31 protein-coding genes are annotated in these 25,397 nt (G+C 70.5%); 12 read left to right on the plus strand and 19 right to left on the minus strand.

Annotated elements, in window-relative coordinates; all coding sequences use genetic code 11:
- Window positions 1–187: 187 nt before the first annotated feature.
- Both H5411_RS05325 and H5411_RS05330 read right to left on the minus strand, forming a co-directional pair.
- Window positions 188–706, minus strand: coding sequence for a hypothetical protein (locus H5411_RS05325; protein WP_183123103.1), 519 nt, complete (start codon window positions 704–706; stop codon window positions 188–190).
- 191 nt (window positions 707–897) lie between these two features.
- On the minus strand, window positions 898–1,323 hold the full coding sequence (locus H5411_RS05330) for a hypothetical protein (RefSeq protein ID WP_183123104.1): 426 nt from the start codon (window positions 1,321–1,323) through the stop codon (window positions 898–900).
- 241 nt (window positions 1,324–1,564) lie between these two features.
- Between H5411_RS05330 and H5411_RS46935 the strand changes: the two genes are divergently transcribed.
- Window positions 1,565–1,861, plus strand: coding sequence for a hypothetical protein (locus H5411_RS46935; protein ID WP_220816549.1), 297 nt, complete (start codon window positions 1,565–1,567; stop codon window positions 1,859–1,861).
- A gap of 7 nt (window positions 1,862–1,868) precedes the next feature.
- On the opposite strand, the gene H5411_RS05340 is transcribed toward H5411_RS46935, so the two are convergent.
- Window positions 1,869–2,516 (minus strand): TetR/AcrR family transcriptional regulator, encoded by a 648-nt coding sequence (locus tag H5411_RS05340; protein WP_183123105.1) that lies wholly within the window; start codon window positions 2,514–2,516, stop codon window positions 1,869–1,871.
- Between the two features lie 100 nt (window positions 2,517–2,616).
- On the opposite strand from H5411_RS05340, the gene H5411_RS05345 reads away from it, so the two are divergent.
- Complete coding sequence (locus H5411_RS05345) at window positions 2,617–4,086, plus strand: FAD-dependent monooxygenase (RefSeq protein WP_183123106.1); 1,470 nt, start codon at window positions 2,617–2,619, stop codon at window positions 4,084–4,086.
- A gap of 133 nt (window positions 4,087–4,219) precedes the next feature.
- Window positions 4,220–4,471: a RidA family protein gene (locus H5411_RS05350; RefSeq protein ID WP_312877686.1), complete on the plus strand. Its 252-nt coding sequence runs from the start codon at window positions 4,220–4,222 to the stop codon at window positions 4,469–4,471.
- A gap of 306 nt (window positions 4,472–4,777) precedes the next feature.
- Here H5411_RS05350 and H5411_RS05355 read toward each other — a convergent pair whose 3' ends face one another.
- Window positions 4,778–5,719 (minus strand): amidohydrolase family protein, encoded by a 942-nt coding sequence (locus H5411_RS05355; RefSeq protein WP_183123107.1) that lies wholly within the window; start codon window positions 5,717–5,719, stop codon window positions 4,778–4,780.
- A 74-nt stretch (window positions 5,720–5,793) separates the two neighbouring features.
- On the opposite strand from H5411_RS05355, the gene H5411_RS05360 reads away from it, so the two are divergent.
- The gene (locus tag H5411_RS05360) at window positions 5,794–6,558 is read left to right on the plus strand and encodes a helix-turn-helix domain-containing protein (protein ID WP_183123108.1); all 765 of its coding nucleotides are present in this window, start codon (window positions 5,794–5,796) and stop codon (window positions 6,556–6,558) included.
- A gap of 23 nt (window positions 6,559–6,581) precedes the next feature.
- Here H5411_RS05360 and H5411_RS05365 read toward each other — a convergent pair whose 3' ends face one another.
- Together H5411_RS05365 and H5411_RS05370 are read right to left on the minus strand one after the other, a co-directional pair.
- Window positions 6,582–7,406 carry a DUF72 domain-containing protein gene (locus tag H5411_RS05365; RefSeq protein ID WP_183123172.1) on the minus strand — a complete coding sequence of 275 codons (825 nt, stop codon included), beginning with the start codon at window positions 7,404–7,406 and terminating at the stop codon, window positions 6,582–6,584.
- 98 nt (window positions 7,407–7,504) lie between these two features.
- Window positions 7,505–7,834, minus strand: a complete 330-nt coding sequence (locus tag H5411_RS05370; RefSeq protein ID WP_183123109.1) for a hypothetical protein — start codon at window positions 7,832–7,834, stop codon at window positions 7,505–7,507.
- 257 nt (window positions 7,835–8,091) lie between these two features.
- Here H5411_RS05370 and H5411_RS05375 point away from each other — a divergent pair, with 257 nt between their 5' ends.
- Together H5411_RS05375 and H5411_RS05380 are read left to right on the plus strand one after the other, a co-directional pair.
- Window positions 8,092–9,162, plus strand: coding sequence for an NAD-dependent epimerase/dehydratase family protein (locus H5411_RS05375; protein ID WP_183123110.1), 1,071 nt, complete (start codon window positions 8,092–8,094; stop codon window positions 9,160–9,162).
- A 4-nt stretch (window positions 9,163–9,166) separates the two neighbouring features.
- Window positions 9,167–10,747, plus strand: coding sequence for a phytoene desaturase family protein (locus tag H5411_RS05380; protein WP_183123111.1), 1,581 nt, complete (start codon window positions 9,167–9,169; stop codon window positions 10,745–10,747).
- Here the strand turns inward: H5411_RS05380 and H5411_RS05385 are convergent.
- The gene (locus H5411_RS05385; protein ID WP_183123112.1) at window positions 10,738–11,202 is read right to left on the minus strand and encodes an SRPBCC family protein; all 465 of its coding nucleotides are present in this window, start codon (window positions 11,200–11,202) and stop codon (window positions 10,738–10,740) included. The two genes, H5411_RS05380 and H5411_RS05385, sit on opposite strands and share 10 nt — an antisense overlap.
- 420 nt (window positions 11,203–11,622) lie before the next feature.
- Between H5411_RS05385 and H5411_RS05390 the strand changes: the two genes are divergently transcribed.
- Window positions 11,623–12,609, plus strand: a complete 987-nt coding sequence (locus tag H5411_RS05390) for a nitroreductase family protein (RefSeq protein ID WP_183123113.1) — start codon at window positions 11,623–11,625, stop codon at window positions 12,607–12,609.
- A gap of 213 nt (window positions 12,610–12,822) precedes the next feature.
- On the opposite strand, the gene H5411_RS05395 is transcribed toward H5411_RS05390, so the two are convergent.
- The 6 genes from H5411_RS05395 to H5411_RS05420 all read right to left on the minus strand — a co-directional run bounded on the left by H5411_RS05395 (window position 12,823) and on the right by H5411_RS05420 (window position 17,104).
- Window positions 12,823–13,416, minus strand: a complete 594-nt coding sequence (locus tag H5411_RS05395) for a dihydrofolate reductase family protein (RefSeq protein ID WP_220816567.1) — start codon at window positions 13,414–13,416, stop codon at window positions 12,823–12,825.
- 121 nt (window positions 13,417–13,537) lie between these two features.
- Complete coding sequence (locus tag H5411_RS05400; protein ID WP_183123115.1) at window positions 13,538–14,770, minus strand: hypothetical protein; 1,233 nt, start codon at window positions 14,768–14,770, stop codon at window positions 13,538–13,540.
- Window positions 14,771–14,816: 46 nt separating this feature from the next.
- The gene (locus H5411_RS05405) at window positions 14,817–15,296 is read right to left on the minus strand and encodes a DoxX family protein (protein WP_220816551.1); all 480 of its coding nucleotides are present in this window, start codon (window positions 15,294–15,296) and stop codon (window positions 14,817–14,819) included.
- Between the two features lie 109 nt (window positions 15,297–15,405).
- A complete protein-coding gene (locus tag H5411_RS05410) occupies window positions 15,406–15,873 on the minus strand; it encodes a DUF3291 domain-containing protein (RefSeq protein ID WP_183123116.1) in 468 nt (155 codons plus the stop codon).
- A gap of 32 nt (window positions 15,874–15,905) precedes the next feature.
- The gene (locus tag H5411_RS05415; RefSeq protein ID WP_183123117.1) at window positions 15,906–16,550 is read right to left on the minus strand and encodes a helix-turn-helix transcriptional regulator; all 645 of its coding nucleotides are present in this window, start codon (window positions 16,548–16,550) and stop codon (window positions 15,906–15,908) included.
- 44 nt (window positions 16,551–16,594) lie between these two features.
- Window positions 16,595–17,104: a MarR family winged helix-turn-helix transcriptional regulator gene (locus tag H5411_RS05420; protein WP_183123118.1), complete on the minus strand. Its 510-nt coding sequence runs from the start codon at window positions 17,102–17,104 to the stop codon at window positions 16,595–16,597.
- A 128-nt stretch (window positions 17,105–17,232) separates the two neighbouring features.
- Here H5411_RS05420 and H5411_RS05425 point away from each other — a divergent pair, with 128 nt between their 5' ends.
- The 4 genes from H5411_RS05425 (at window position 17,233) to H5411_RS05440 (ending at window position 19,980) form a co-directional block, all read left to right on the plus strand.
- Window positions 17,233–18,168 (plus strand): NADP-dependent oxidoreductase, encoded by a 936-nt coding sequence (locus tag H5411_RS05425; RefSeq protein ID WP_183123119.1) that lies wholly within the window; start codon window positions 17,233–17,235, stop codon window positions 18,166–18,168.
- Between the two features lie 110 nt (window positions 18,169–18,278).
- Window positions 18,279–18,935, plus strand: a complete 657-nt coding sequence (locus H5411_RS05430) for a TetR/AcrR family transcriptional regulator (protein WP_183123120.1) — start codon at window positions 18,279–18,281, stop codon at window positions 18,933–18,935.
- A gap of 7 nt (window positions 18,936–18,942) precedes the next feature.
- Window positions 18,943–19,458 carry a pyridoxamine 5'-phosphate oxidase family protein gene (locus tag H5411_RS05435; protein ID WP_183123121.1) on the plus strand — a complete coding sequence of 172 codons (516 nt, stop codon included), beginning with the start codon at window positions 18,943–18,945 and terminating at the stop codon, window positions 19,456–19,458.
- Window positions 19,459–19,485: 27 nt separating this feature from the next.
- Window positions 19,486–19,980, plus strand: a complete 495-nt coding sequence (locus H5411_RS05440; protein ID WP_183123122.1) for a nitroreductase family deazaflavin-dependent oxidoreductase — start codon at window positions 19,486–19,488, stop codon at window positions 19,978–19,980.
- A gap of 48 nt (window positions 19,981–20,028) precedes the next feature.
- Here H5411_RS05440 and H5411_RS05445 read toward each other — a convergent pair whose 3' ends face one another.
- From H5411_RS05445 to H5411_RS05465, 5 genes are all read right to left on the minus strand, one after another.
- A complete protein-coding gene (locus H5411_RS05445; protein WP_183123123.1) occupies window positions 20,029–20,601 on the minus strand; it encodes an Asp23/Gls24 family envelope stress response protein in 573 nt (190 codons plus the stop codon).
- Complete coding sequence (locus tag H5411_RS05450) at window positions 20,598–21,125, minus strand: DUF6286 domain-containing protein (RefSeq protein ID WP_183123124.1); 528 nt, start codon at window positions 21,123–21,125, stop codon at window positions 20,598–20,600. The genes H5411_RS05445 and H5411_RS05450 overlap by 4 nt, the downstream gene beginning before the upstream one ends.
- Before the next feature lie 103 nt (window positions 21,126–21,228).
- Entirely contained in the window at window positions 21,229–21,621 is a 393-nt protein-coding gene (locus tag H5411_RS05455) for an Asp23/Gls24 family envelope stress response protein (RefSeq protein ID WP_183123125.1), read from the minus strand.
- Window positions 21,622–21,624: 3 nt separating this feature from the next.
- Window positions 21,625–22,131, minus strand: a complete 507-nt coding sequence (locus H5411_RS05460) for a hypothetical protein (RefSeq protein WP_246368802.1) — start codon at window positions 22,129–22,131, stop codon at window positions 21,625–21,627.
- 61 nt (window positions 22,132–22,192) lie between these two features.
- Window positions 22,193–22,654 (minus strand): Asp23/Gls24 family envelope stress response protein, encoded by a 462-nt coding sequence (locus tag H5411_RS05465; protein ID WP_183123126.1) that lies wholly within the window; start codon window positions 22,652–22,654, stop codon window positions 22,193–22,195.
- A 184-nt stretch (window positions 22,655–22,838) separates the two neighbouring features.
- Between H5411_RS05465 and H5411_RS05470 the strand changes: the two genes are divergently transcribed.
- Window positions 22,839–23,048, plus strand: coding sequence for a CsbD family protein (locus H5411_RS05470; protein WP_183123127.1), 210 nt, complete (start codon window positions 22,839–22,841; stop codon window positions 23,046–23,048).
- A 221-nt stretch (window positions 23,049–23,269) separates the two neighbouring features.
- Here the strand turns inward: H5411_RS05470 and H5411_RS05475 are convergent, their stop codons facing one another.
- Window positions 23,270–25,381 carry an acyltransferase family protein gene (locus H5411_RS05475; protein ID WP_183123128.1) on the minus strand — a complete coding sequence of 704 codons (2,112 nt, stop codon included), beginning with the start codon at window positions 25,379–25,381 and terminating at the stop codon, window positions 23,270–23,272.
- Window positions 25,382–25,397 lie beyond the last annotated feature (16 nt).

Below are 25,397 nucleotides of genomic sequence, written 5' to 3' on the forward strand. Positions count from 1 at the left end.
ACCTCGCACCGCAATGCCCTTGTCGAAGATCCGTTCGGCCCTTCGCAATTCACCCCGGAAGGCCGAGGGCATCGAGGCCGCGACGCCCTTCCGGCCAGGCGCTCGAGGCTGAGGGGGTGTTCGTCTGCCGGGTCGACGTGGCGGGGAAAAATCCTTGCGGTACGCGCCTTTTGGGAAGTCGAACGCACTATGCGGACGATGTGGCCTGCTTGACCCGCACCGGCTGACCGTTACGCCGGGGCGCGGACGAGGTCAGCGTTCGACTCCGCTTCGCCCACCAGTACAACGCGGGCACGATCCCCGCGAGCAAACCCACAGCGACCAGGCCGAGGCCGACCAGGAACAGCGCATAGCTGTCGCTCCGGTCCGAGTCCGCGGTTTCGTGGGCGAACCCCACCGCCCCCGCGCTCTGCACCACGGCCCCGGCGGAGATCAGCCCCACTGCGGCCGCGGTCAAGCGCCTGAGACGTTTTTGCCAAGCCGGCAGAGGGGCAGGACGCGGCTCGTGCTTCCGGGCTCGCAGCCAAGCCGCTGTCGCCCACACGCCGGCCACCAGGCCCATCCCGGTGCAGCCCAAACCGAAAAAGAAGGCACCACCGGCTCCGATGTTGGCACCGGTATCCGGCGGCTGGGTGATGATCATGACGAATCCCGCGCCCAGCAGCACGGCCCCGGCGACAAGGATCCAGATCGCGACGAACGTCAAGGTCCTGACGGTGCTTCTCATGGTTCCTTCCGGCTGAATGACACCCCTGCGCGGCAACCCGGCCGTCTGTCCCCAGCACCGCCTCCGCCTCGCAGCCCCTCCTGATCACCCGGTTACCAGATCGCGCCGTTCCGCGAGTGCGCACCTGCCACCGACAGAGTCCCGGCCGGGTGCTGTCGCGCGAATCCCGCTCAGCCGACGCGCGGGGCGGGAATCACGACCCCGTCCGCGGGCCGGTTGCCGCGGTAACGGGCCACGACGACCCGGACGCCGTTGCGGAACGCGTCCGGCATCGCGGCGAGCACGGTGCTGCGCGGCACCGGATGCGGAACGTCGAGCCCGGTCATCGGCCGGGCGAGGCCGATCCCCCGGACTGTCCACCGCAGCCGCCCGTCCTTGCCTCGATCGGTGAACTCCAGCGAAACCGGACGCAGCGCCGCGACGCGCACCAGCCCGCTGTCCGGCCCGGTCGGGATCAGCACGTCGCCCGCGTCGAGAAGAAGGCAGACACGCGGCACCGGCTTCAGCCCGTCGATCGCGACAATCCCGTGCCGGCCCCGTTCGGGTGAGCGGAGCAGCCGGACGCATTCGCGATGCGTCAGCTCCACGTCGTCCATCGCCCGGCTCCTCCCCTGCGCCCTGAAGAACCCAGGATCCCGATTCCGCCCCGCGGCGCGCAAGAACCGCCGCCGCCGGGCGTCATTTCCTCCTGAGCCCCCCTGCCTTCACCGCTCGGACCAGCACCTTTCCGGCTGCTGATCAACTATTCGCCGGAAAACCCGATCACGCCAGGGGTGTTCACCGGGAAGTGGGGCGAACGGCAGGCCGCACAGCACCGCTCCGGTGCCCAGCAGCAGCGTGCGAAGTCCGAGTTGCCGAGCAATTGACCGGCACCGTGCCATCGCGGTCATCAGCAACTCGCTGGCCGAACAGCACGCGGATTGGTCGGATGCGCTGCCAACGGAGGACGGACACCTGCCGTCGTCCACTCCGAGTATCAAGAGGGCGAACTCCGGCCGTAGCCCCCAGAACGCGACCGCCTGCGGTTTCGGCGATCCGGTCGCGCTGCGCAAGCATTTCTACGCCAACCTGGGCAAGTCGCCGCTGGCCTACCGCCGGGCCCATCACGCCCCGAAGTCGTTGCCAGCACAGTGAAACCCGGTCAGGGCAGGTCCGCGGTGAGCAGACGCAGGCCCTGCTCGAAGAGTGCGGTCAGGTCCGTTCCGGTCAGGTGGTCCTGAGCCTCGGCGAGATGCGGATAGTCGCCGTCCCGGATCGCTCGGCGCAGGTGGCCGATGTCGGCGGGCAAGTCCGGACCGGACTGGATCGCCGCTTGTTCTTCGAGGACGTGGCCGGTCGCGAAGTGCAGGACCAGGAGCGCGGTTTTCATCGCCCCCGCGGCGTCGAGCCCGGTCTCCCGCAGAGCGCCGTTCAGGGCTTCGGCGAAGCCTAGGGTGTTCGGCCCGGTGGCGTGCGTGCCCGCGTAGACCCGCGCACCGTCGCGATAGGACAAAAGCGCGGCGCGCAGGCTTCTCGCGAGAGCCAGCACCCGCTCCCGCGGGTCGGCGATTCCGTCGGCCGCGGCACGGCAGCCGTTCAGCATCGCCTCGGCCATCGCGGTCAGCAACGCCGATTTGGTCGGGAAGTAGCCGTAGAGCGTCCCCACCTGGACGCCGACCGCGGTGGCCAGTTTCCGCATGGTGAGGGCGTCAAGACCCGCTTCGTCGAGCAGCCGGAGCGCGGCGGCGGTGACGTGGGCCCGGTCGGCGGCGGGCGGGCGGCCTCGGGTTCGGGGCTGGTGCGCGGTCATGTCGAGCCGAGCCTACCAGCGTGTTTGACAGCTTCGCGCTTCCTCAGGACACTGGCGGCAGGTTTAAATGAACGCTGTTCGGAAAATAGTGGAGGCAACTGTGGACACCGATGTCGTGATCAGCGGAGCAGGCCCGACGGGGCTGTTGCTCGGCACCGAACTGGCGCTGGCCGGAGTGCGGGTCCGGATCCTCGAACGGCAGAAGAGACGGCACGGGCAGTCCCGCGCTCTCACGCTGCATCCGCGCAGCATCGAGATCCTCGAACTGCGCGGAATCGCCGACCGGTTTCTCGCCCAGGGCCGCACGGTCCCGAGCTGGCATTTCGCTGGGCTCTCCCGAGAACTCGACTTCTCCGTGCTCGACACCCGCCACGGCTACACCCTGTTCCTGGAGCAGGCGCGGACCGAGGAATTGCTCGAAGAACGCGCGCGGGAGCTGGGCGTCGAGATCTCCTATGGGCACGAAGTCGGGTCGCTGACCCAGGACGAGGACGGGGTTGAGGTCGCGGGGATCGGGCCGGACGGGGATTTCCGGCTTCGCGCGGCCTACCTCGTCGGCTGCGACGGCGGCCGGAGCAAGGTCCGGGAGTCCGCCGGCATCGGTTTCCCCGGCTCCGACGGCACGATGAGTTCCATGCTCGGCGACTTCGCCGTCGTCGACCGGGAGGAGATCGCCGCGGCCGGGCGAGTTCCCGTGCTGATCGCTCCGCTTTCCGGAGGGCTGACCCGTCTTGTGGTCACCAGTCCGGAGCGGATGCGCGTCCCGGCAACGGAACCGGTGACCTTCGACGAGTTCCGCGCGACGCTGGTGGAACTGGCGGGCACGTCCTTCGGGATCGCGGAGCCGCGCTGGCTGTCGCGGTTCGGAAACGCCACGCGGCTGGCCGAGAACTACCGGTCCGGCCGTGTTTTCCTCGCCGGCGACGCCGCACACGTGCATTTCCCGGCGGCGGGCCAGGGGCTCAACACCGGTCTGCAGGACGCGATGAACCTCGGCTGGAAACTCGCCGCCGAGATCAACGGCTGGGCGCCGCCGGGCATGCTCGACACCTACCACGCGGAGCGTTACCCGGTGGGGCGGCTGGTCACCGGCAACACCCAGGCCCAAACGCTGCTGCTGGAACTCACCCTCGTTCCCGACTACCAGCGCCCGGTGGCCGCGCTCCGCGGGCTGATGGACTCGCTGCTCGAAATACCCGAGGTCAACGCCCGGCTGGCCGGTCTGGTGTCGGCGCTGTCGACGTCCTATGCGGTGCCGGACGGCGACCCCCTCGTCGGCACCCGCGTGCCCGACCGGCCGCTCGGCCCGGGCGGCGGTCGAGTCTCGGATCTGGTGCACAGCGGCACCTTCGGCTACGTCGGTGACGATGCCGCGCAGATCGCCGAGGCTTGGAAAGGCCGGATCACGGTCGCCGACTCCCGGCTGGAGAACCTCAGCGAAGCTCTCATCCGGCCGGACGGGCACATCGCGTGGGTCCGCCGCGAAAACGATCCGCCGGACGCCGCGCTCCGCGAAGCCGCGATCACAGCTTGGGCCGGGGCCCCCGAGCGCGCGGCGGTGCGGCGATGACCGAATACCTGACCCCCGCCGGCCTCCACCGCATTCCCGGAGCCTTCACGCCGGTCGTGCGCGTCGCCGACCTCGTTTCCTCTCCGGGCAAGTCGCGTGGGACAAGCACGGGAACCTGTGCGGCGACGACCACGTGGCCCAGGTGCGGCAGATCGCGCAGAACCTCGACACCGCGCTCGCCGTCGTCGGTTGCGGACGCCAGGACATCGTCAAGGAAACCGTCTACGTGGTGGACTACCGCCCCGAACTGATCCCCAGGCTCTTCGGGCCGCTGCGCGAAGGGGCACCCGCGGCTCCGGCGAGCACCCTGGTCGGCGTCGCGGCGCTGTTCGCTCCCGGCGTGCTGGTCGAGGTCGACGTCATCGCGAAGATGCCCGGGCCATGAGCCACCACGTCCTGGTGCACGGCTCGTGATCCGGCGGCTGGGTATGGGACCGCGACCAGGGACACGCCGTTGCCGCGCCCCTGTTCACCAGTCCTGGCTTGCTGCGGCAACCGTCCACCGACGCGGCGATGTCGCATGATCCGTCGGGCAGGACAGTGCCGCCGTTCGGGCTGGACCGCTACCTGCTCTTCGGCGACCACGACCTTGAGGCGCGTCTTGGTCCTCGTCGCGGGCGCGGTCGATCTCGTACACGCGAGGTGAGCTTCCAGCGTCAACCCGCCCGAGGTGGCGGACACCATCGCCCATTCAGCTCAGCCGAGGGAAAAGCGCGCGGGCGTTACCGGAGTCGATCGCGCGGGATTGTTGCGCGGTCAGCCCGCTCTCCGTGTCCAGGATCTCGGTGAAGCGGGTGCCCACTTGCGGTGGGGCGTAAGGGAAGTCGCTGCCGTAGAGGATCCGCGCGGGGTCGGCGAACCGAGTGAGCGCGCCGAAGGCGTATTCTCCGGACGACAGTGCGGTGTCCCAGTAGAAGCTGCGGAATCGGGCCAGGAAGTCCTCGGCCGTGGGCCCGGCGGGGTTCAGCGCGGCCTGCAGCTGGCAGAACCGCAACGCCGCGAAGGGCACGAAACCGCCTGCGTGCGAAAGGATGATCCGGACGTTCGGGTACCGCTCGGTGATCCCGCGGGCGACCATGTGCACCGCGTTGCGGGTGGTGTCGAACGGATAGTCCACCAGCGGTCCCGGAACCTCGGGAAGCAGCGGGACGAGCGGGTGCGCGGGATGGATGAAGACCACCGCGCGATGCCGCTCCAGCGCCTCCCACAGCGGCGCGTAACGGTCGTCGCCCAGATAGACCCCGTCGTAGTTGGAGAGCAGCACCACGCCGTCGGCCCGCAATTCGTCGAGCGCGTAGCCGACTTCGGCGACCGCGCCTTCGACGTCCGGCAACGGGACGGTGGCGAACAACCCGAACCGGTCCGGTCGTTCCCGCACCAGCTCCGCGGTGTAGTCGTTCACGCGACGGGCCATCTCACGCCGCGCCGCGCCTGGCCAGCCCGCGACGCTCGGGGCGGTGAGCGACAGTACGCTCGTCTCGATGCCGTTGGCGTCCATGAATTTCAGGTGGTCGCCGGGCGTCCACGGCGGCAGCGTCCAGCCCGACGGGTCGCCGCCGTGCTGTGCGAGAGCCTCGCCCCAGAACGGAGGGACCAGGTGGGTGTGGACGTCGATGCGTGCGTGTTCGATCATGTCTCCACCGTCGCTCCCCGCGGCCGGGCGCGGGAGGGGAAGAATCCGATCCCCCTCCCCCGGGCACCGCGCTGATGGCGCGCGACCCTCGGCTCGCCCAGCTCGGCGCGTTCCTTCACGCGCGCCGCGACGAAACCCCGCCGCCCGCCTCCGCTGAATCGGAACGGCGGCAGGTGCCGGGTCTTCGGCGGGGCGAGGTCGCGGCGCTGGCGTTCGTCAGCACCGAGTACTACACGAGAATCGAGCAGGGCCGGGTCCTGCCGAGCACCGACGTGATCCGGCGCATCGCCGGCGCGCTCGGGCTCGACGCGGACCAGACGCGGTACGCGCTGGATCTCGTCGCCGTCGCCGACCCGCCTCCGGCGAACCCCGAGCCGAGCGATCCGCTGCGCCGCCTCGTCGAGCGGATGGGCGAGGTGCCGGCGATCCTCGTCGGACCGGCGACGTCAGTCCTGGCCTGGAACTCCGCCGCCGCACGGCTGCTGACCGATTTCGGCGCGGTGCCGCCGGAAGGCCGCCGGTACGTGCAGATGCTGTTCACCGATCCGGTGTTCCAGAGCCGGTTCGCGGACCTGGAAGCGATGCGGCGCACCGTGATCGGCATCGTGCGCGCGAGCACCCCGGCGGGTCCGCCGTCCGGGGACTGGATCGACGAGCTGCTCCGGACCGACCCCTGCTTCAAGGCTCTCTGGGAACGCAACGACGTCGTCCGGCCGCACACCCGTCTCCGGGTGCGGCTCCGGCTGCCGGGCGGGGTCGAGGAGACGTGGGACCAGGTGGTGCTGCAGGTGGTCGACGATGCCCATCAGCGGCTGATCGCGTTCGTCCCGGCCGGGTAGCGGCCTGGCGAGGGCGCGGGTCCTCAGAACAGCGTCGCGGGCTCCACCGGCTCCGGCTCGGGCAATGCCTCCAGGCTGGGCACCAATGCCCGTACCTCGGCATGGAACCGGCGGGCGAGCGCCGGGGCTTCGTCGTTGTCGGGCGTGTGCAGGAAGACCGTCGGCGAGCGGCCTTCGCGCAGCCAGCCGGCGACCACCTCGGTCCACGGCTGCCAGCCTTCGACCGTCTCCTCCACCGAGTCCCGGCCCAGGTAACGGACGACCGGCCGGTCGGTCAGCGCCCGCGTCCGGCGCGGCAGCCGCGGTTTCTTGGCCCAGGCGTCCTGCTCGGCCTCGCTGGTCGGCGGGCTCTGGAAAAAGACCGTGGTGTCGAACGGCACCCACTCGGCGTCCGCGGCGCCGAGCGTCCCCTCCAGCAGCGAGGTCGCGCTGGCGTCGGTGAAGAACTCGGGGTGCCGGACCTCCACGGCGCGCCGCAGGTTGGCCGGGAGGCGACGCAGGAAGCGGCCGAGGACGTCGACGTCCGAAGGGCCGAACGAGCCGGGCATCTGGGTCCACAGGACCGCCCGCTCGCCGAGGGGTTCGATCGCGTCCAGGAACGCCCGCATCTCGGTCTCGACCCCGGCGAACCGGCGCTCGTGCGTGACGGCCTTGGGCACCTTGACCACGAACCGGAAGCCGGGGCCGGTCTGCTGCGCCCAGGTCTCGACGGTGGTCCGGGCGGGAGTCGCGTAGAAGGTGGTGTTGCCTTCGACCGCGTTGCACCAGCCCGCATAGGCCCGCAGCCGTTCCTTCGGCGGCAGCGACTGCGGCAGGAACCGCCCTGGCCACGCCTTGTGCGTCCACATCGCGCAGCCGACATGAAGCCGTGCCACTGGTCGTCCGCTCCCCTCGCTCGCAAGGGGAAATTACTACTTTGTCGGGGGTTTCCGCGCACGGCCCTTCATCACCCGTGGGTCCGGGGCCGGTAGCCGCCGTACTGGTGCCGCCGGGCGGGTCCTCGCCGCCGGAGCAGGTGCGCGGGCACGTAGTGGCTGACCGGCCGCGACCACTGGTCGTCGGCGGTGACGAGCTGGTAGGTGACCCAGCCGAGCAGCCCGCCGTCCTCGCGGCGCGCCCATTCGAACAGCAGCCCAGGGTGCTCGGACTCGATCCGCAGCCCGGCCCGGTCGCGCGGCGCGAGGATCTCGGTGCCGAGCACGAGCAGCTTGCGCACGCCCACCCACACCGGAATCGGCGGATCCACTTTCCGCACCGTCGACGGCCACTCGTTCACCTCAGGTCACCTGCTCGCTTCCACGCTCCGGGCCGTCCGCGTTCCCGGCGGTCCGGAAGGGGAGTCGAACATGTGTTCGCATAAGGTGTCAACTCGGCCCAGGCAACAGTGGGTGACCAGGCAATTCCGGCATCCGCCGCCGGTGCTGGACAGCCCGGGTTTCGGCGGTGCCGCAGTGTGCGCGACGGCACACGCGCGGGTCCAGGGGAAGCGGCCGGGGCGGGTTTCCGCGTGGGCGGAGCGGGTAAACGGCCCGCATGCGGATCGTGATCACAGGCGCCAGCGGCAACGTCGGCACCGCGCTGCTGCGCGCCCTGGAACCCGGCCACGAGATCACCGGCATCGCCCGCCGGGTGCCGGATCGCGCCGCTGAGCCGTATTCGCGCGCGGAGTGGCATTCGGTGGACGTCGGAGCGCCGGGGGCCGACGAGGTGTTGACCGAACTCTTCGCCGGCGCGGACGCAGTCGTGCACCTGGCGTGGGCCATCTCCCCCGCGTGGGGCGACCCGCCGATGGCGCGCACCAACGAAGGCGGCACCGCGAACGTGCTGAAAGCCGTCAGCAACGCGGGCGTCGGGCACCTGGTATGCGCGTCGTCGGCGGCGGCCTACGCGCCCGAGCCGAACGACGAAAAAGTCACCGAGGACTGGCCGTGCCGCGGGATCGCGGCCAGCGCGTACAGCCGCGGCAAAGCGGACCTGGAGGAAGCGCTGGACCTGTTCACGTCCGCCCATCCCGACGTCGCCGTCGCGTGGATGCGTCCGTGCGCGATCCTGCAGCGGCGCGCGGCCGGGGAATTCACCCGGTGGCTCCTCCCGCCTGTACTGCCGCCCCGGCTGGTCGGCGGCCGGTTCTCTCCGGTCCCGTTGTGGCAGGGCTTGCGGTTGCAGGCCGTGCACACCGACGACGTCGCCGAAGCGTTCCGGCTGGCCCTCGAGCAGCGCGCGGTCGGCCCCTTCAACCTCGCCGCCGACGACGTGCTCGACGCGGCCGCGTTCGCGCACGCGGTAGGCGGCACCCGGGTCGCGGTGCCGAAGCCGGTCGCGCGGACGGCGGCTCGCGCGGCGTGGCTCGCCGGACTTCAGCCGTTGCATCCGGGCTGGCTCGAACTCGCCGACCGCGCCGCGCTGGTCGACGCCTCGCGGGCGCGGCTCGTGCTCGGCTGGAGGCCGCGGTACAGCTCGGCCGAAGCGGTCGAGGACCTGGTCGCCGGGATGCGCCGGAAAGAGGGCGCGCCGTCGGCCCCGCTCGCGTCGGCGCGGCCCGGCCTGCTCGACCGCGCGCGGGCGCTCGGCAGGGGCCGTCCGACCCGTCAGTCGCAGGCCTGAGCCCGTGCACACCGCCGACGCGATCGTCATCGGGGCCGGGCACAACGGCCTCGTCGCGGCGAATCTTCTCGCCGACGAAGGCTGGGACGTCGTTGTCCTGGAAGAACAACCGGTTCCGGGCGGGGCGTTGCGCACCGAGGAAATCACCGCGCCCGGTTTCCGCTCGGATCTGTGCGCCGCGTTTTTCCCGCTCGGCGCGGCGTCCCCCGTGCTGCGCGGCCTCGATCTGACCGCGCACGGCCTGCGCTGGCTCCGCGCACCGGACGCGCTCGCGCACGTCTTCCCGGACGACCGCTGTGCCGTTCTTTCCCGCGACCTCGACCGCACCGCGGAATCGGTCGCACAGTTCGCTCCCGGCGACGCCCGCGCATGGCGGGATCTTTTCTCGCAATGGCAAGGGTTCCGCGACGAATTCCTGGACGCGCTGTTCACGCCGTTCCCGCCGCTGCGGGCCGGTGCCCGGTTCCTGCGTCGCACCGGAACGGCCGAGCTGCTGCGGCTCGCGCGGATGCTGACGCTGCCCGCCCGCCGCTTCGCGCGTGAACGTTTCGACGGCGAGGGCGCTCGGCTGCTGTTGTCCGGAAACGCCGCGCACAGCGACCTTTCCGTCGACAATGCCGGGAGCGCGGTTTTCGGCTGGCTGCTGGGGATGCTGGCCCAGGACGTCGGATTCCCGGTGCCCGAGGGCGGCGCGAGCGAACTGGTGGCCGCGCTGACGCGCAGGCTCCGCTCCAAGGGCGGGTCTGTCCATTGCGGAGTCGCCGTGACGGAGGTGCTGGTGGCGCGCGGCAAGGCGGTCGGCGTGCGGTGCCCGGACGGCGAACCGATCCGGGCCCGCAAGGCAGTGCTGGCCGACGTCACGGCGGAGACGTTGTACGGCAAGCTCGTCGCGCCGGATCGGCTGCCCTCGCGGTTGCTGTCGGATCTCCGGGTGTTCGAATGGGACAGCGCGACGGTGAAGGTCGACTGGGCGTTGTCCGAGCCGATCCCGTGGACCGCGAAGGACGCACGTGGCGCGGGGACCGTCCATTTAGGCTGCGACGAGGACGGATTGTCCGCTTTCGGTGCGGAATTAGCGCGGGAGCGCGTGCCCGAGCAGCCGTTTCTGCTGCTGGGCCAGATGACGACGGCGGACCCGACGCGGTCCCCGGCCGGCACGGAATCCGTGTGGGCCTACACGCACGTCCCGCGCGGCAGCGACCAAAACACGGTGCGGCGGCAGGCCGAACGGATCGAGGCGACGGTCGAGCGCAACGCACCCGGATTCCGGGACTTGATCTCGGCCCGCCGCGTGCAGGGCCCGGCCGACCTGGCCGGCCACGACGCGAATCTCGTCGGCGGCGCGGTCAACGGCGGCACGACGGCGATCCACCAGCAGCTGTTCTTCCGCCCGGTGCCGGGTCTCGGCCGGGCCGACACGCCGATCGACCGGTTGTACCTCGCCAGCGCCGCGGCCCATCCGGGCGGGGCGGTCCACGGCGGGCCGGGCGCGAACGCAGCCCGCGCCGCCCTGGCCCGCAACCATCCGCTGGGCCCGGGATACGCCGCGGTGATCCGCGCGGCGAACCGGGCCGTCTATCGCTGACCCGGCTCCCCAGTCCCCCGCCAACGCCCGAGCGCCAACGCCGACAACCGCGCCAGCGACTCCCTGTTGCGAGGCCCGAGCACCACGGCCTGCAAGCTTTCCGGCACCAAGCTGCCCGCCCCGCTGGTCACCCGCTCGGCCATCCGGACCGTCGTGTCGCCCGCCCCGTTCGAGTCCAGCGACAGCTCGATCCTGGCCGTCCCGAGCGCGCCGCCCCGAGCCTCCAGCTCCAGGGAAACCCCGGGTTCGACCGCCAGCACCACCGTGGTGTCGTCCAGTTGCAGCGGCCACGCCCCGACGCTGTGGTGGATCCGCGCGCCCACCTGGGGCCAGCTCGCGTCGACATCGCGGATGTGGCAGCTGCCCACGACCCAGCCGGAGTAGGACCAGCCGTCCGCCAGTACCTCGAACACCGCTTCCGGCGGCGCTGGCACCGTCCGGCTCACCTCGACCATGTGTCTCCTCCTCGTCTCCCGCCGGATTCCCCCGGACGGGAGGGGCAAACTCCGGGGCTGCCCGCTCGGAAATCCGGGATGTCGGGCCGCGCGAGGGGGTACGACGGTGGACGGCCAGCACCGGCAGCCGCGTCGGCTGGGCGCGGAAGGTGCGCCTCGCCTGCGTGGAAACAACGGACCAGGTCGACGCGGAGATCCGGCGACCCGTGGGCGGCCGCGCTGAGACGGCGGGGCGGATTGAGCGGCGATCACGGATAGGCGTCCGGGTGTCCCGTATGCGCAGACCGCGAGTTTTGCCGGCCACCGCCGCAGATCGCTCCGAATTGATGAACCTCGGACCCTATCGCGGGCCGGAGCGGGAGCGCACCACAGAGCCTGGCACCGACCGGACGCATCCCCCAACCCGAGCGGGAACCAACAATGCCCCCTTCATGGCCGTACCCCCTGCCGAATTCGCGGGGTCCCAGCCCCGCCGACGTCGAGGCGGCGGTGGCCGCGGCGCTGCTCGCTCCGGGCGCCTCCGACGCCCCGCCCTGGCAGTGGCGCGTCGGCTACCGCACCCTTCACCTGTGCGCGGACCCGATCCGGTGGGGAGCTGCCGACGACCCCGCCGGGCGATGGCAGACGCTCAGCAGCGGCGCGGCCCTGCACCACCTCCGGATCGCCTTCGCCGGTCTCGGCTGGTCCTGCGCGGTGGACCGGTCGCCGTGCCCGGCGGAACCGGGCCGCCTGGCCGTCGTGACGCCGCAGCCGGGCGAACCGGCACCCGGGGAAGCCGCCCTGGCGACGTCGATCTCCCGGCGCCGCGAGGATTTGCGGCCGTGCGGCGGACGGCCCGTGCCGTCGGACTGCCTTGACCGGCTTTCGCAAGCAGCCGCCCGCGAAGGCGCGGTGTTGCACCCGGTGGAAGACCGCACAGTCCGCAGGTACCTCATGACTGCGATCGGCGCGCGGGTCCCCGCACAGATACGCCGCGAAGAGGCGTACGCGCGAAGCGCATCCCTCGCCGCTCCGCAGAGCGTTCTCGTCCGCGCTGCGACGGCGACAGCGGGAAGCCGGCTGCCGCTCTCGCGCGGTGAAGCGGAACCTCGAAGCGACGGGGCGTCGCTGGTGGTGCTCAGCACGCCCGGAGACGATCACATCTCGTGGCTGCGCGCGGGAGAGGCGCTGAGTTCGGTGCTGCTGACCGCGACCGTGCACGGACTCTCGTCGGGCAGGTTGACCCGAGCCAGCCGACGGCTGCGCGAGACTCTCGCCGAACGCGTCACGCTGGGTCGCGCGCCGCAGGCGGTGTTGTGGGTGGGACGGCCGTCGGTTGGCGTGAAACAGCTTCAGATGACGAGAGCGCAGACCAGCGTCGACGACGTGCTCGAACCTCTCCAGGCACCGGCGAAGCACAGCCGCTGACCACCTCGCCTGCGAGAGTCCCGGACACTGGCCGATGTCGCGCTGCCTCGAAGCAGCAGCACGTCGCCGGGAGTTGCACACTGTCTTCCAGAACCCGTCCGGCTCGCTGAGTCCACATCAGACGGTCGAGGACCGCCTGCTGGTCGCGCTAGACCGCGCCGAAAATCCCCTGCCCGGCTGCCCGTCGAAACTGTCCGGCCAGCGAGTCGCCTCCTACGAGGCCTCAGCGGCGCGGCGATAGCGGATGTGGGTGACCAGCGGCGAATGGAGCACCTCGACGGGCTCGAAGCCGAAGGATTCCACGCCGTCGAACATGCTCTCGCCCGACCCGAGCAGGACGGGTGCGATGTCGAGCGTGAACTCGTCGATCACCCCGGCGAGCAGAGCCTGCCGGACGACCGAAGCGCCCCCGGCGATGTCCACGCCCTTGTCCCCGGCGGCCTCGCACGCTGCCGCGTAGGCGGCGTCGAAGCCGTCGGTGACGAAATAGAACGTCGTCCCGCCCTCCATCTCGATCGGCTCGTGCCGGTGATGAGTCAAGACGAAAACCGGCGCGTGATACGGCGGTTCGGAGCCCCACCAGCCGGACCAGTCCTCGTCCCAGTCGCCGCGGATGGGGCCGAACATGTTCCGCCCCATCACATACGCGCCGCGAGGACGCATGAGCCACTCGCTCGCGGCCTTGTCGGCGTCGGTGGCCCGGGGATCGCCGAGGTGCCAGCGGTGCAACTCGAGCCCCCGCTTCCCGAGCGGCTCCTCCCGGCTCTGCCCCGGCCCGGCGACGAAACCGTCCAGCGACATCGACATGTGACAGGTGGTGTCCGGCACGGTGAGCCTCCCAAGTGATTGCGGTTTGCAAGCGGTTGAGAGGAACATAGCAGCACGGAGCCGGGAGCGCTACGCGTTGAGCGGGATCCGACGGCGCGGCTCAGCCGGCCAGCTTGCCCAGGAACGTGGTCGTGCGATGCCACGCGAAGTACGGTTCGGAGGCTTCCCGATAAGCCCCGCAGCGGCGGCCCGCCAGCTGGTGCATGCGCAGCGTCAGGCTCCCGGCGGGAAGTCCGTCCAGTTCGACGGTCCGGATGCAGCCGGTTTCGTCGACGGTGACCCAGCCCGCCTCGTACAGGACGTCGCAGCCGAAACTGCAGGCGAGCATGGCGATGTCGCGGAGTTTCCGTCGCTCGGCATCTGTGCAGGCTGCGCGTTTCTTGACGTGCGCCGCGACGAGGAACTGCACCGGGAATTCGTCGCCGCACAACGCGCAGGGCGCGGATTCGCGGCCGTTCGCGAGCAACCGGCGGAGCCGGCCCTGTTCGGTCCGGACTTTCACCTGAGCCTGCACGTCCAGCTCGCCGTAGTGGACGTCCGTCGCGTCGGGTTCGGCACCGGAGCTGTCCAGCGTCAGCGTCGCTGACGACGGGTCTCTGCTGACGTGCGGCAGATTGGCCAGCACCGCTCCGACGAAAGTGCTCCGGTGACCGAGCTCTTCGACCGAAACCTGGAGTGTGCCTCGCGAGGCGAGCACGTCCAGCCCGTGCTGGATGTCGTCGAGGGGTACGGGCTGCCCTTCCGGCGACCGGTCGGTCCCGACCAGCACTGCTCCGTCCCCGACCTTGAGGATCCGGTTCTCCTTGCCAGTCGGAGTCGAGATCGTCTCGCCGGTGAGCCCCCGGAGCAGTTCCTCCGCTCGCGGCAACGCCCCGGCCGAGTGAGGTGCCGCCAGCTCGGCCTCGAGCCGCTCCGCATCGTCCGGGCCGTAGCCCGGAACCTCCAGCCGCAGCTCGATCCGCTTCTGGTTGTTGCCTTCCTTCGCCGTGCCGTCTTTCAGGCCGACCTTCCCGGACGCCCGGGTGATCTGTTTCCGCACCTGCTCGATGTCGCGCTCGTCGGCCAAGTTGATCGGGACCCGGACAATGCTGCGCTCTTCCTCCGGCAGGCGTGCGGCCCGCGTTGAGGCCACGACGCCGGACACCACGACCGCCTGCCGGTCGCGAAGCCGGGCGAGCAACAGCTCCAAGGCAGAGTTGTATTGGTTGTTGCGCGGCTGGGGCCCGGCTCCCCGGCCTCCCGCGCTCTCCATGACCAAGCTCAGCCGCTCGCCGTCGGCCACCACGGAGAATTCCGCGTTCAGCTCATCACCATTGTCATCACGCGCAAACACGAGACCAGCCTGCCAGACCGACCCGGCCGCCGGTGACCGTTCACGGTCAGAACAGCGAGCCCACCCCGACCGCCGCGCAGACCGACAGGAACAGCCCGCCCACGCCGAAGCCCAGTGGTTTCTGCCGCCATGCCGTGTGGCGGTCCAGGGCGTACCAGCCCGGGCCGGTCAGCAGCAGGGCCAGCGCCATCGCGGCGAGCGTCAGTTCCAGTTCGAAGCCCGGGCCGCTGCTGCCGAACAGGCCGCCCGCCCATTTCACCCGGATCGCGCTGATCGCCACGCCCAGCAGTCCGGCCGCGGCCAGCGGGGTCAGCAGGCCCAGCACCAGCAGGACCGCGCCGCCGACCTCGGTGATCCCAGTCAGCCAGGTCAGGAATTCGATGTTGTGGCTGAACCCGTAGCCCTGCAACAGGTTCTCGAAGTGCGTCATGCCCGAGCCGCCGAACAGGCCGAAGACCTGCATGAGCCCGTGCGCCCCCATCGCGACCGACAGCATCAGCCGCAGCACCAGCAGACCGAAGTCCAAGCCGCCATTCTCATCCGACCAACGGGACATGTTCGCCACGCCGACACCCTAGCCATCCCGCCGGTCCGCCTAGGCGACCCGCCGGACGTGTCGCCGAAAGGGGCGGACGTCACGGTGCGGAGGCGGCGCTTTCCGGCAGAAAGCTGTCCCGGAAACCGAACGCGGTGGGCGAAGACCCCTTCTCCCGCAGCAGTTCCAGGCGTTCTACAGCCTCCTCGACAGTCGGGAGGTGCCCGGCGGGCACCCACCACAGCACCTGGAACGGGGACTTCGGCAGCTCGAACCATTCCGAACGGCGGCGCAACATGTCCAGGTGGCCGCTGCGGTAGACGTAGTCCCACAGCGCGTCGCGGTTCTCCCACACCGACATGTTCACCAGGACGTCGGCGCCGAGCGACGTCCGGATCGCGGTCGCGTCGTTGCCGCCGTCCTCGACCAGGCGCCAGACGAAGCCGGGCGCGTTGTCCGCGACCTCGTTCAGGGTGTCGAGCATCGAGGTGAAGCCGTGCATCCGGGGGTCTTCGAGGGGATGTCTCAGGATGCCCACGTTGAGCTGGGCCAGGTGATGTTCCGTCACGCCTTCACCTCACCATCGCCGGGCCTTCTATGTCAACTCTCATTATTTTTAGAACGCTCGACAACGACGCAGCACAGTCCGGGGCGCGGATCCATGCGGGCCCGCAGACCTTCGGCGTCTTCGAGCAGCCCTTCCAGCAGCGCCAGGTTCATGCCGCACACCAGCCCCGGATGCCGTTGCGACAGAACATGGAAGGGGCAGTTGACGAGGCGCAGGACGTCGTCGTCCAGGCGGGGCTCGTAGCCGCGGGCGGCCAGCAGCTCCTTCGCCGCGGCGAGATCTTCGAGCGGGCAAGCGGCAGCGCGCCCCTCCCGCCGGGCGGCGGCCTGCAGTTCGACGTCCAGCCGAGCGACTTCGGCGACCTCGGCCAGCAGATCGGCGGCCGCGCGGTAATCGCGTGCCGGAACGGAGAATTGCCGCTCGGCTTCGGATCGGCGGTACAGCTTCGCGGGGCGGCCGGCCCCCGGACCCGAGCGTCCGCTCAGCCGTTTGCTTTCCGTCTCCAGCAACCCCGCGTCCACGAGCTTGTCGAGGTGGAACGCGGCGAGCGTGCGCTGGATCCCGGCCCCCTCGGCCGCTTCGTTCCGGCTCACGTCGTGGTCCTGGGAAACGACGTAGTCGTACAGCCGCCGCCGGACCGGGTCCTGCAGGACGGCGATCGCCTCGATGTCTTCCACGCCGCCAGTCTAAGAACAACGAGGATATGCGTTAGAGAACCGGGTCAGGCACCGCTCTTCGCCGAGTTCCGCCCGGGGCTCCTCCGCGTCGCGACCGACCGCGGCGGCTCGGCGCGCATGTGGTCGCGAACGCGGGCCATGATGCCGCCCAGCGCGTCCAAGTCCGAAGTGGACAGTGGGGCGAACAGCAACCGGCGGACGGCCTCGATGTGCCCGGGAAGCACCTTCGCGACCAGCTCCCGGCCGGCGTCGGTAATGCCGACGACGGTGGCCCGCTGATCGTCCGCACTGGGACCGCGCGCGACCAGACCCGCCTTTTCGAGCAGCCCCGCCTGATGAGTCAGGCCGCTGCGGCTGTAGACGACGCCGTCGGCCAGCTCCGTCATCGTCAGCGGCCCGTCGGAATCGGCGAGCCGGGCCAGCAGCTCGAACTGCACATAGCTGAGGTCGCCCTCGGCCCGCAGCTGCTGGCTGACGGCGTGCTGCAGCAGGCTCACCGCCTCCATCAGCGCGAAGTAGGTGTTGAGCTGCTTGGGCTCCAGCGCGTCCGCCATGCGATCAGTCTAATTGCTTCGAAGTCGAATCACTGTGGCCGTCCTCACGTCTCCGCGACTTTGCTTCGACATCGAAGCATACTGGACCGCGGATTGCTTCAACTTCGAAGCACATTACGGAGGATGCCATGAAAGCAGTGCGCTACCACCGCTACGGCGGAAGCGAAGTCCTGACCCTCGAAGAGGCCGAATGTCCGGCGCCCGCCGACGGGCAGGTTCTGGTGAAGGTGGCCGCCACTTCGTTCAACCCGGTCGACCTCGGGATCCGCGCGGGCGGCCTGCAGGAGGTGTTTCCCCTGGCCTTCCCGCACGTGCCGGGCATCGAGGTCGCCGGGACGATCGCCGAACTCGGTCCCCGGGTCGACGGCCATCAGGTCGGCGACGAGGTCGTGGCCTTCCTGCCGATGAACGCCGACGGCGCGGCCGCCGAGTACGCCGTCGTTCCCGCCGACGCACTGGCCGCCGCCCCGCAGACAGTCGACCTGCCCGACGCCGCCGCACTGCCGGTCGGCGGGCTCACTGCCTGGCAGGCGCTCTTCGACGACGCTCGCCTGCACGCGGGCCAGACAGTTCTGATCAACGGCGCCGGCGGGGCGGTCGGCGGCTTTGCCGTTCAGCTCGCTCATCAGGCAGGTGCGACCGTCACCGCAACCTCGAGCCCTCGCACCGAAGAACGCCTCCGCGAGTACGGAGCCGACCAGGTCATCGGGCACCTCGATTTGACCTCCGGCGTGCCCGCTGCCGACGGCGGGCCGTTCGACGTCGTGGTCAATCTCGTGCCCACCACCCCGGAGGAAACCGCGGCGCTCGCCGGCCTGGTCGCCGACGGCGGGGCGCTGGTCAGCACCACTACTCCCCCGCCGGAAAATCCTGGGCGCGGGATCCGCACGGCTCGGGTGTTCGTCGTCAGCAATGCGGAGCAGCTGGCGGAGCTCGTCTCGCGCGTCGATGCGGGCACGTTGCGGATTACCGTCGCCGACCGGCGGCCGCTAGCGGATCTCCCTGCTGTGCATAACGAAGCGGCTGCGGGGCGGCTCGTCGGCAAGACCGTCCTCATTCCCTGAAAGCACCGGGAAGCTCGGCAGGTTCGGATGCCGAAGGGACCTCGGTGCTCGAACCGGGCGCGCCTGAAACGCTCTATCAACTGATTGAAACGGATGATAGAGTCCGCGCCATGGGCACCGAAGCCGCGCGGATCCCCGCCAGCCGCGGGTCGGCGACCGAGCAGCGCCTGATCGCCGCCGCGGAACGGCTTTTCGCCGAGCACGGCGTCGGAGCGGTGTCGTTGCGGACCGTCATGCAGGCAGCGCAGACCAACGTCGCGGCGATCCACTACCACTTCGGTTCCAAGGAAGGGTTGCTCGACGCGGTCCTGCGCAGCCGGCTGGGCCAGGTGACCGGCGAGCGGAACGCGGTGCTGCGGGAATTCCGCGGGAAAGACGTCACCGCCCGCGAATTGGCCCGCGCGTTCGTGCAGCCGGTGGTCGCGGTGCTGGAATCGGGCGGAGAATGCTGGATCCGGCTGGTCGGCCAGCTGCTCGCGACCGGCGGCGACGGACTGGACGCGGTCGCCGAGTCGTTCTTCGAGCGCAACGCCGCGTTCGTCGACCAGTTGGACCGGCTGAGCCCGGGCGTCCCCCGCCGGACGCTCGATTTCCGGCTGTCCCAGGCGATGACCGTGACGCTGAACGTCCTCGGCGACGTCGGCCGCACCCGCCGCCTGCACGGCGCGGACGCGGCGGACTGGACCACCGGCCAGATCGTCGACGACCTCGTCGACGTCGTGACCTCCGTACTCGCCGGCCCGCCCGGGGCCCGCCGCCGGAAGTGAGGAATCGATGGGAACCAACCAGCGAGCGCAGATCGAGATGACGCCGGAGGAGGTGTCGGCCTACCTCGCTTCCCAGCGCACCGCGACGCTGGTGTCGCTCGGCCCGGACGGGCATCCGCACGCGGTCGCGATGTGGTACGCGGTCATCGACGGCGTGCTGTGGTTCGAAACGAAAGCCAAGGCGCAGAAGGCGGTCAACCTCCGCCGCGACCCGCGCGTCACGGTGCTGATCGAGGACGGCCTGACCTACGACGTCCTGCGCGGCGCCTCGCTCGAAGGACGGGCCGAGGTCGTCGACGATCCGGAGGCGCTCTGGGCGGTCGGGGTCAACGTTTGGGAGCGGTACCACGGCGAGTACACCGACGAGGTGAAGCCGATGGTGGAATTCATGCTGCGCAAACGGGTCGCGGTCCGCGTCGACGTGGAACGGGTCCGTTCCTGGGACCACCGCAAGCTCGGGCTGGACCCGATGCCGCTCGCCGGATCGACCGCCGCGCACTGCCCGCAACCGCCTGCCCGCTGACGCGCTCGCCCCCGCCAGGAGGTCACGATGGGACGCTTTTCCCTGCCCGAACAGGCGCCGAAGGGCCTGGACTCGCCGGTGACGGCGGCACTCATGAAGTCCATGGCCAGAATCCAGGTCAAGGTCTTCACGCTGACCAACGGCCGGATCGGCCACAACTGGCGCGTCGGAGCGGGTTTCCGCAAGCCCGTGCCGACGCTGCTGCTGGAACACCGCGGCCGCAAGTCCGGGCGGCTGTTCACCACCCCGCTGCTGTACCTGCGTTCCGGCGACGACCTGGTCATCGTCGCCTCGCAGGGCGGCCTGCCCCAGCATCCGCAGTGGTACTTCAACCTGCGCGCCGAGCCGGAAACCCGCGTGCATCTCAAGGGACGCCGCGACCTGCCGGTCACAGCGCGGGTCGCGTCGGCGGAGGAGCGGCGCGAACTCTGGCCGCGGCTGGTCGAGCTGTACGCCGACTTCGCCAAGTATCAGGCGTGGACGGATCGCGAGATTCCGGTCGTGGTGCTGACTCCGCGCTGACCGACCGTGCTCGAACGCACCGACGCCGTCGGCAAAACCGTCGGACACTCACCCGACGCGGGACGTCGCTCGGCTGGTGAACCGGAACTCGATCTCGACCGGAATGTCGCTCAGCTCCAACGCTTCCTTGAGCCGGGGAAGACTCTCCTCGGTGACGCGCCCGCGGATCTCGCCGAGGTCCGCGTCCTGCTCGCACGTGACAATCAGCGCCAGTGACGGTTTCTCCCGGGTCCCGGCAAGCGACGCCCTCGCCTTGTGCACTCCGGAATACCCGCGCAGTTCCTCGACAAAGGGAGCCACCGCATCGTCGGCGTGCAGCTCGGTGCGGCCGTAGGCGGGATCGGTTTCGAACCGCCACACCCCCGTGCGCGGCCGGTGCGCGAGCTGGGCGAGCAGCCACCGCAACGCGAGCAGCCCCACCACGACCGCCGCCGCGGCGATCACGTAAAAAACCCAGGTGGGCGGCTCTCCCGTGCCCGGCACGAGCGGTGCCGCGGGATCGACGAGCCGCAGCACCCGGAAATGGGCGGCCAGACCGAATCCGCCCGCGGCGAGCAGCACGAGACCGATCACCGCGAGCAGAAAGCGATTGAGCGCGGCCGGACGGTTCACCCTGGTCATGACGTCTCCCTCGGGGCACGGACCCGCACCGAGACGGCGGGCCGCCGAGCCGGTGAGATGTGGTCCAGACGGGACTCGACGGCCGCACGGACCGCCTCGGCCAGCCCGTCCGTCCGCGTGCGCGCGGTTTTCACCCGCACCTTGACCTTGCGCAAGCCGGTCGACAGCCGGGCTCGTTCGACGCCGTCCACGTCCGCCGCGGCCGCGCGCAACGCGGCCTGGTAATCCGTGGCGTCGGCACCGGAATCCGGGTCTCCCGTCAGCGGGAGGATCCGGCGTTTGCCCGGCAGGAGCGCCGCCCACAGCAGCGCCAGCCCGATCACGGCGACCGCCGCCGAGATCAGCGCCGGGACGAGATCGGTCCACCGCGCGTGGTGGACCGTCGTGGCGACCGCGCGATAGTCCAGCCACGGCTGATGCCCGGTGAGCCGCTGGATCGCGGCGACCGCGGTCAGGACGCACGCGGCCAGCAGGACACCGGCGGTCAAGGTCGCCGGAAGCGACCGGCGGGTTCGGCGTTTCACTCGATCCTCCTTCGCCCAGGGGCTCCGGCGGGCGGGGCCGGCACCGGCTGCCGCCCAGCCGCGGCCAAGACGCCCGCCGCGGCACACCGGCGGATGCGGCGCCTCACTCGACCCGCCCCCGCCCGGCGGCCTCGGTATGCAGAGCCGTCACCGTGATGCCGACGCGGCGGACCGGCATCCCGGTCAATTCCTCGACGCGCTCGCGCAGATGGCCGCGCACCCGTTCGGTGGTCGCGCCGACCGGGGCCGGGTACTCCAGCGAGATCCGCACGTCCAGCTCCACCTCGCCGCCCGCGATCCGCGCGGACGCCTTCGCCGACCGGTCCAGCGCTTCGCCGCCGAGGCTGATCCCGAGCGTCCGCCCGGCGGCCCCGCCGACCCGGTCGACCTCGCTCGCCGCGCGGGCGGCCAGCCGCTCGAGCACGTGCTCGCCGATCGCGAGACTCCCCCGCTCCTCCGGCGCGAGCACGCCCGCGCGCTCCGCTGCGACAGCCACGGCTCACCCCCGGTCGCGGCCGGTGAGCTGCGAAAGGTCGAGCTTGCCGTCCAGCAGCCGCCCGACGAGCAGCCCCACCGCGCCCAGCACGAGGACCAGCACGAACGCGCCGAACCCGCCGATCGCGGCGGCAATGCCCAGCGCGAGGCCGGTGATCAGCCCCAATCCCGTTGCGTTCACGACACCGTCTCCTTCCGGTTTTCTGGCTCGGTTCCGGCCGAGGCCGGCACTTCGACGTCGGCGATGAGCACGTGCACCGGACGGCCGGGCGACGCGACGGCCGGGCGACGCGACGGCCGCGCGCACCGCGGCCGCCACGTCGCCCGCCGAGAACGGAGCCCGGACCGTCACGCCGACAGTCACGTCCTCCTCGGTCACCCGCACTCCGCTCACCCGACCGCTCGGCCCGAGGGTCGCGACCCGGCCGAACTGGCCGCTGTGCACGTCCGCGACCTCGGCCAACTCCCGCACCGCGGCGACGATCCGGGCGGCCTCCGCGAGCGGGTTCATCGCACCCGCCCGCGGTCGCCGGACACGGCCCCCTCGGTCACCCGGCGGCCCGCGAGCACGTTCACTGCACCCGGCCGCTGTCGCCGGACGCGTCCTCCTCGTCGTCGGACGGCAGGTGCAGGTCGCCGACGTTGATGTTGACCTCGACCACCTCCAGTCCGGTCATCCCCTCGACGGCGCTGATCACGTTCCGCCGGATCGAGCGCGCGACGTCCGCGATCGAGACGCCGTACTCGACGACGATCTGCAGGTCCACCGCGGCCTGCTTCTCCCCCACCTCGACCGAAACGCCCTGCCCGGCCGAAGCGGTCGCGCCCGGGATCCGCTCCCGCAGCGCCGAAAACGCCCGCGCCGCGCCGCCGCCCAGGTCGTACACGCCCGGGATCTCCCGCGTCGCCAGCCCGGCGATCTTCTGCACCACCACGTCCGCGACCGTGGTCGTCCCCTGCGAACTGGTCAGCGGACCGGCGTTGACCTTCTCCACGTCCTGGGACTTGGCCGCCGTGTCAGTCGTCGAAGCCATCGATTCTCCTCCAGTCGATTCCCGTTTGTTCGGTTCATCGGTTCGACTCCGCGGCGGCGCGAAACTCACTCCCCGAACGAGTGGCGACGATCACATCATCGAGTGAGTGACGATTCGGGATCCGCGTGGTCTTTCCCGGTGACGCATTCCCGCGTTCGTTGTTCGGCGATGAAGGAGGAAACCCATGTCGATGGGCGACAAGATCGGCGCCAAGGCAGACGACTTCGGCGGCAAGGCCAAGGAGGCCGCCGGTTCCCTGACCGGCGACGAAAAGCTGGAGAACGAGGGCATGGCCGACCAGGCGAAGGCCGGGATCAAAGAAGCCGCGGAAAACGTGAAGGACGCTCTCGGCGACGCCGCGGGCAAAGTGAAGAACGCGCTGAAAAAAGACTGACTTTCACCTCGAGAACGCGGGATCCCCTGCCGCAAGGGCGGGGTCCCGCGTTCGCTTTTCGGCCGGTCCGCGGTTCAAGACCTCTTCCGGCGTGAATCCCCGAGCGGAAGCGAAGGTTCGCCAGGCCTTTCTCCGCAGCCGGTTCGAAAGTGTTGGCACGGCCCTTCGGCGCGGCTGCCGCGCTTTATCGGCCCAGCGCAAAACGTTTCCGCGTCCTCGCTTCAGCCCGGGATGCCCGCCGCCGCGGCGATGCCCTGGTCGAGGCTCAGGCTGTAGTCCAGGTTGACATGGTCGGCGTCGTAGTAGACGCTGACCTTTCCGATCACCGCGTAGCAGCGTTGCCGGTCGCAGAAGTAGTCGGTCAAATCCACCAGCCGGACGTTCGCGTCGGTGCTCGCCTTGGCCGCCGCCGCCAGCGGGTCCGCGGGCTGCGCGACGGACCGGTCGACCGCGCATTGCCGAGGATCTTCCGGATTCAGCACGACACAGTCCGTCGCACGGACCAGTCCGTTGAGCGGAGGGTCGGCCAGCACGAATACCGTCGCACCGGCACCGGTCCACTGTGCCCAGTACGAGTTCAGCCCGTCCTGGTACTGCTCCGCTTGCGAGCGGCCGCTGTGGTCGTCGGCTCGCTCGTGCCTGCTGTAGAACGACGTGAACACGTACGTCGGCCGCGTTTTCGCGATCTCGCCCGCCATCGCCTTCGTCCACGCCATGCACCGCCGGTCGAGCGCGGTCCCGTGGTAGTTCAGGGCCTGGATCTCGGCGAACGGGCAACCGCCGAGGTAGCTGGTGTACACCAGCCAGTGGTTCTTGCGGGCGAGGCTCAGCAGCGGCCCCTGCCATTGCTGCGCGTGCGAGTCGCCGACCAGCCACACCACCGCGGGATTGGCCGCGCCCTGGCTGAAATCGCATTGGGTGGTCGTCTTCGTGCCATCGCTCGCCGCGTACTCCGACAACAGCGGAGGGCAGTCCGCCGGCGGCGTGTAATACCGGTTGGCCGGGCCCATCGCGACGCTTTTCGCCGGGCCGAACGGATCAGCGCACGCGTTGCCCGCCATCAGCGCCCTGGCACCGTGGCAGGGGCCGGTCGTCTCGGCTGCCAGGTCACGGGCCGCTTGGTCGACGTGCCGCTCGTACGTCCACGTCAAACCGCCGGCCGCGGCGCACACCACGAGCATTCCGGCCGCCATGCCGGCGAAGGTCACGCCGGCATGGCGGTTCAGCGGCTGCCAGGTCCGGACCGGATCCTCGACGAGCCGCTTCGACGCGTACGCGGCGGCCAGGGAGGCGACCACGATGCCCGCCTTGACCTGCCAGGTCAGCGCCCCGCCGACCAGCGCACCGGGGAAGGCGAAGGGAGCCAGCATGATCAGCGGCCAATGCCACAGGTACAGCGAATAGCTGACGTTCCCCAGCCACTGCACCGGCGGCGACGAGGACAGCGGCGTGTGCCATTGCCGTCCTTCGCGGGTGCCGCCGAAGATGACCAGCGCGGTGCCGGCCGCGGGCAGCAACGCGGCCGCGCCGGGGAATGCGGTCTGATCGTCGAACAGAATCGCGGCGACGGCGATAGCGGCGAAGCCGGCCACCGAGGCCACATTCGCCGCGATCTTCGGCAGAACGAGCTTCGCACCGCCGAACGCCAGCAACGCGCCGAGCGCGAACTCCCACACCCGCACCGGCGTCACGAAGTACGCCTGGCTCTTGGACACGCCGGTGAACCAGATGCTGAACCTCAGCGAGGCGGCCCCGACGATCGCGATGCCGGAGAGCCGCGCCCACCGCGACCGGATCTTGAACAGCAGCAGGAGAAGCAGCGGCCAGAACAGGTAGAACTGCTCCTCGACCGAGAGCGACCAGTAGTGCTGGGACAGGCTCGCCGACTGGGTGAAGTGCGAATAGTCGACCGAATTCGCGGCCAGCAGCCAGTTTTCCCAGTAGAGCGCGCTCGCGATGACTTCCTGCGCGTTGGATTCCCAGCGCGGGTAGGGCATCAGGAAGTACGCGGCGGCAATCGCGAAGGCCAGGACGAGAAACGCCGCGGGCAGAAGACGGCGCACGCGCCGGGCGTAGAACCTCGCGAGCCGGATCCGTCCGGTGCTCGCGGCCTCGCGGACCAGGTGCGAGGTGATCAGGAAGCCGGAATTGACGAAGAAGACGTCCACCCCGACGTAGCCGCCGGTCACCCGAGCGGGCCAGAGATGGTTCAGCACGACGAGACCGACCGCCACGGCGCGCAGCGCCTGGATGTCCGGCCGGAACGCCGGTCTTCGCTTCCCGTCCGCCGACTGCGAGGGCCGGACCGGCCCGCTCAACGTCCCCGTGCCCATTTTCCGCCCCTTTGTC

The organism is Amycolatopsis echigonensis (assembly GCF_014174495.1).
Lineage (GTDB): Bacteria > Actinomycetota > Actinomycetes > Mycobacteriales > Pseudonocardiaceae > Amycolatopsis > Amycolatopsis echigonensis.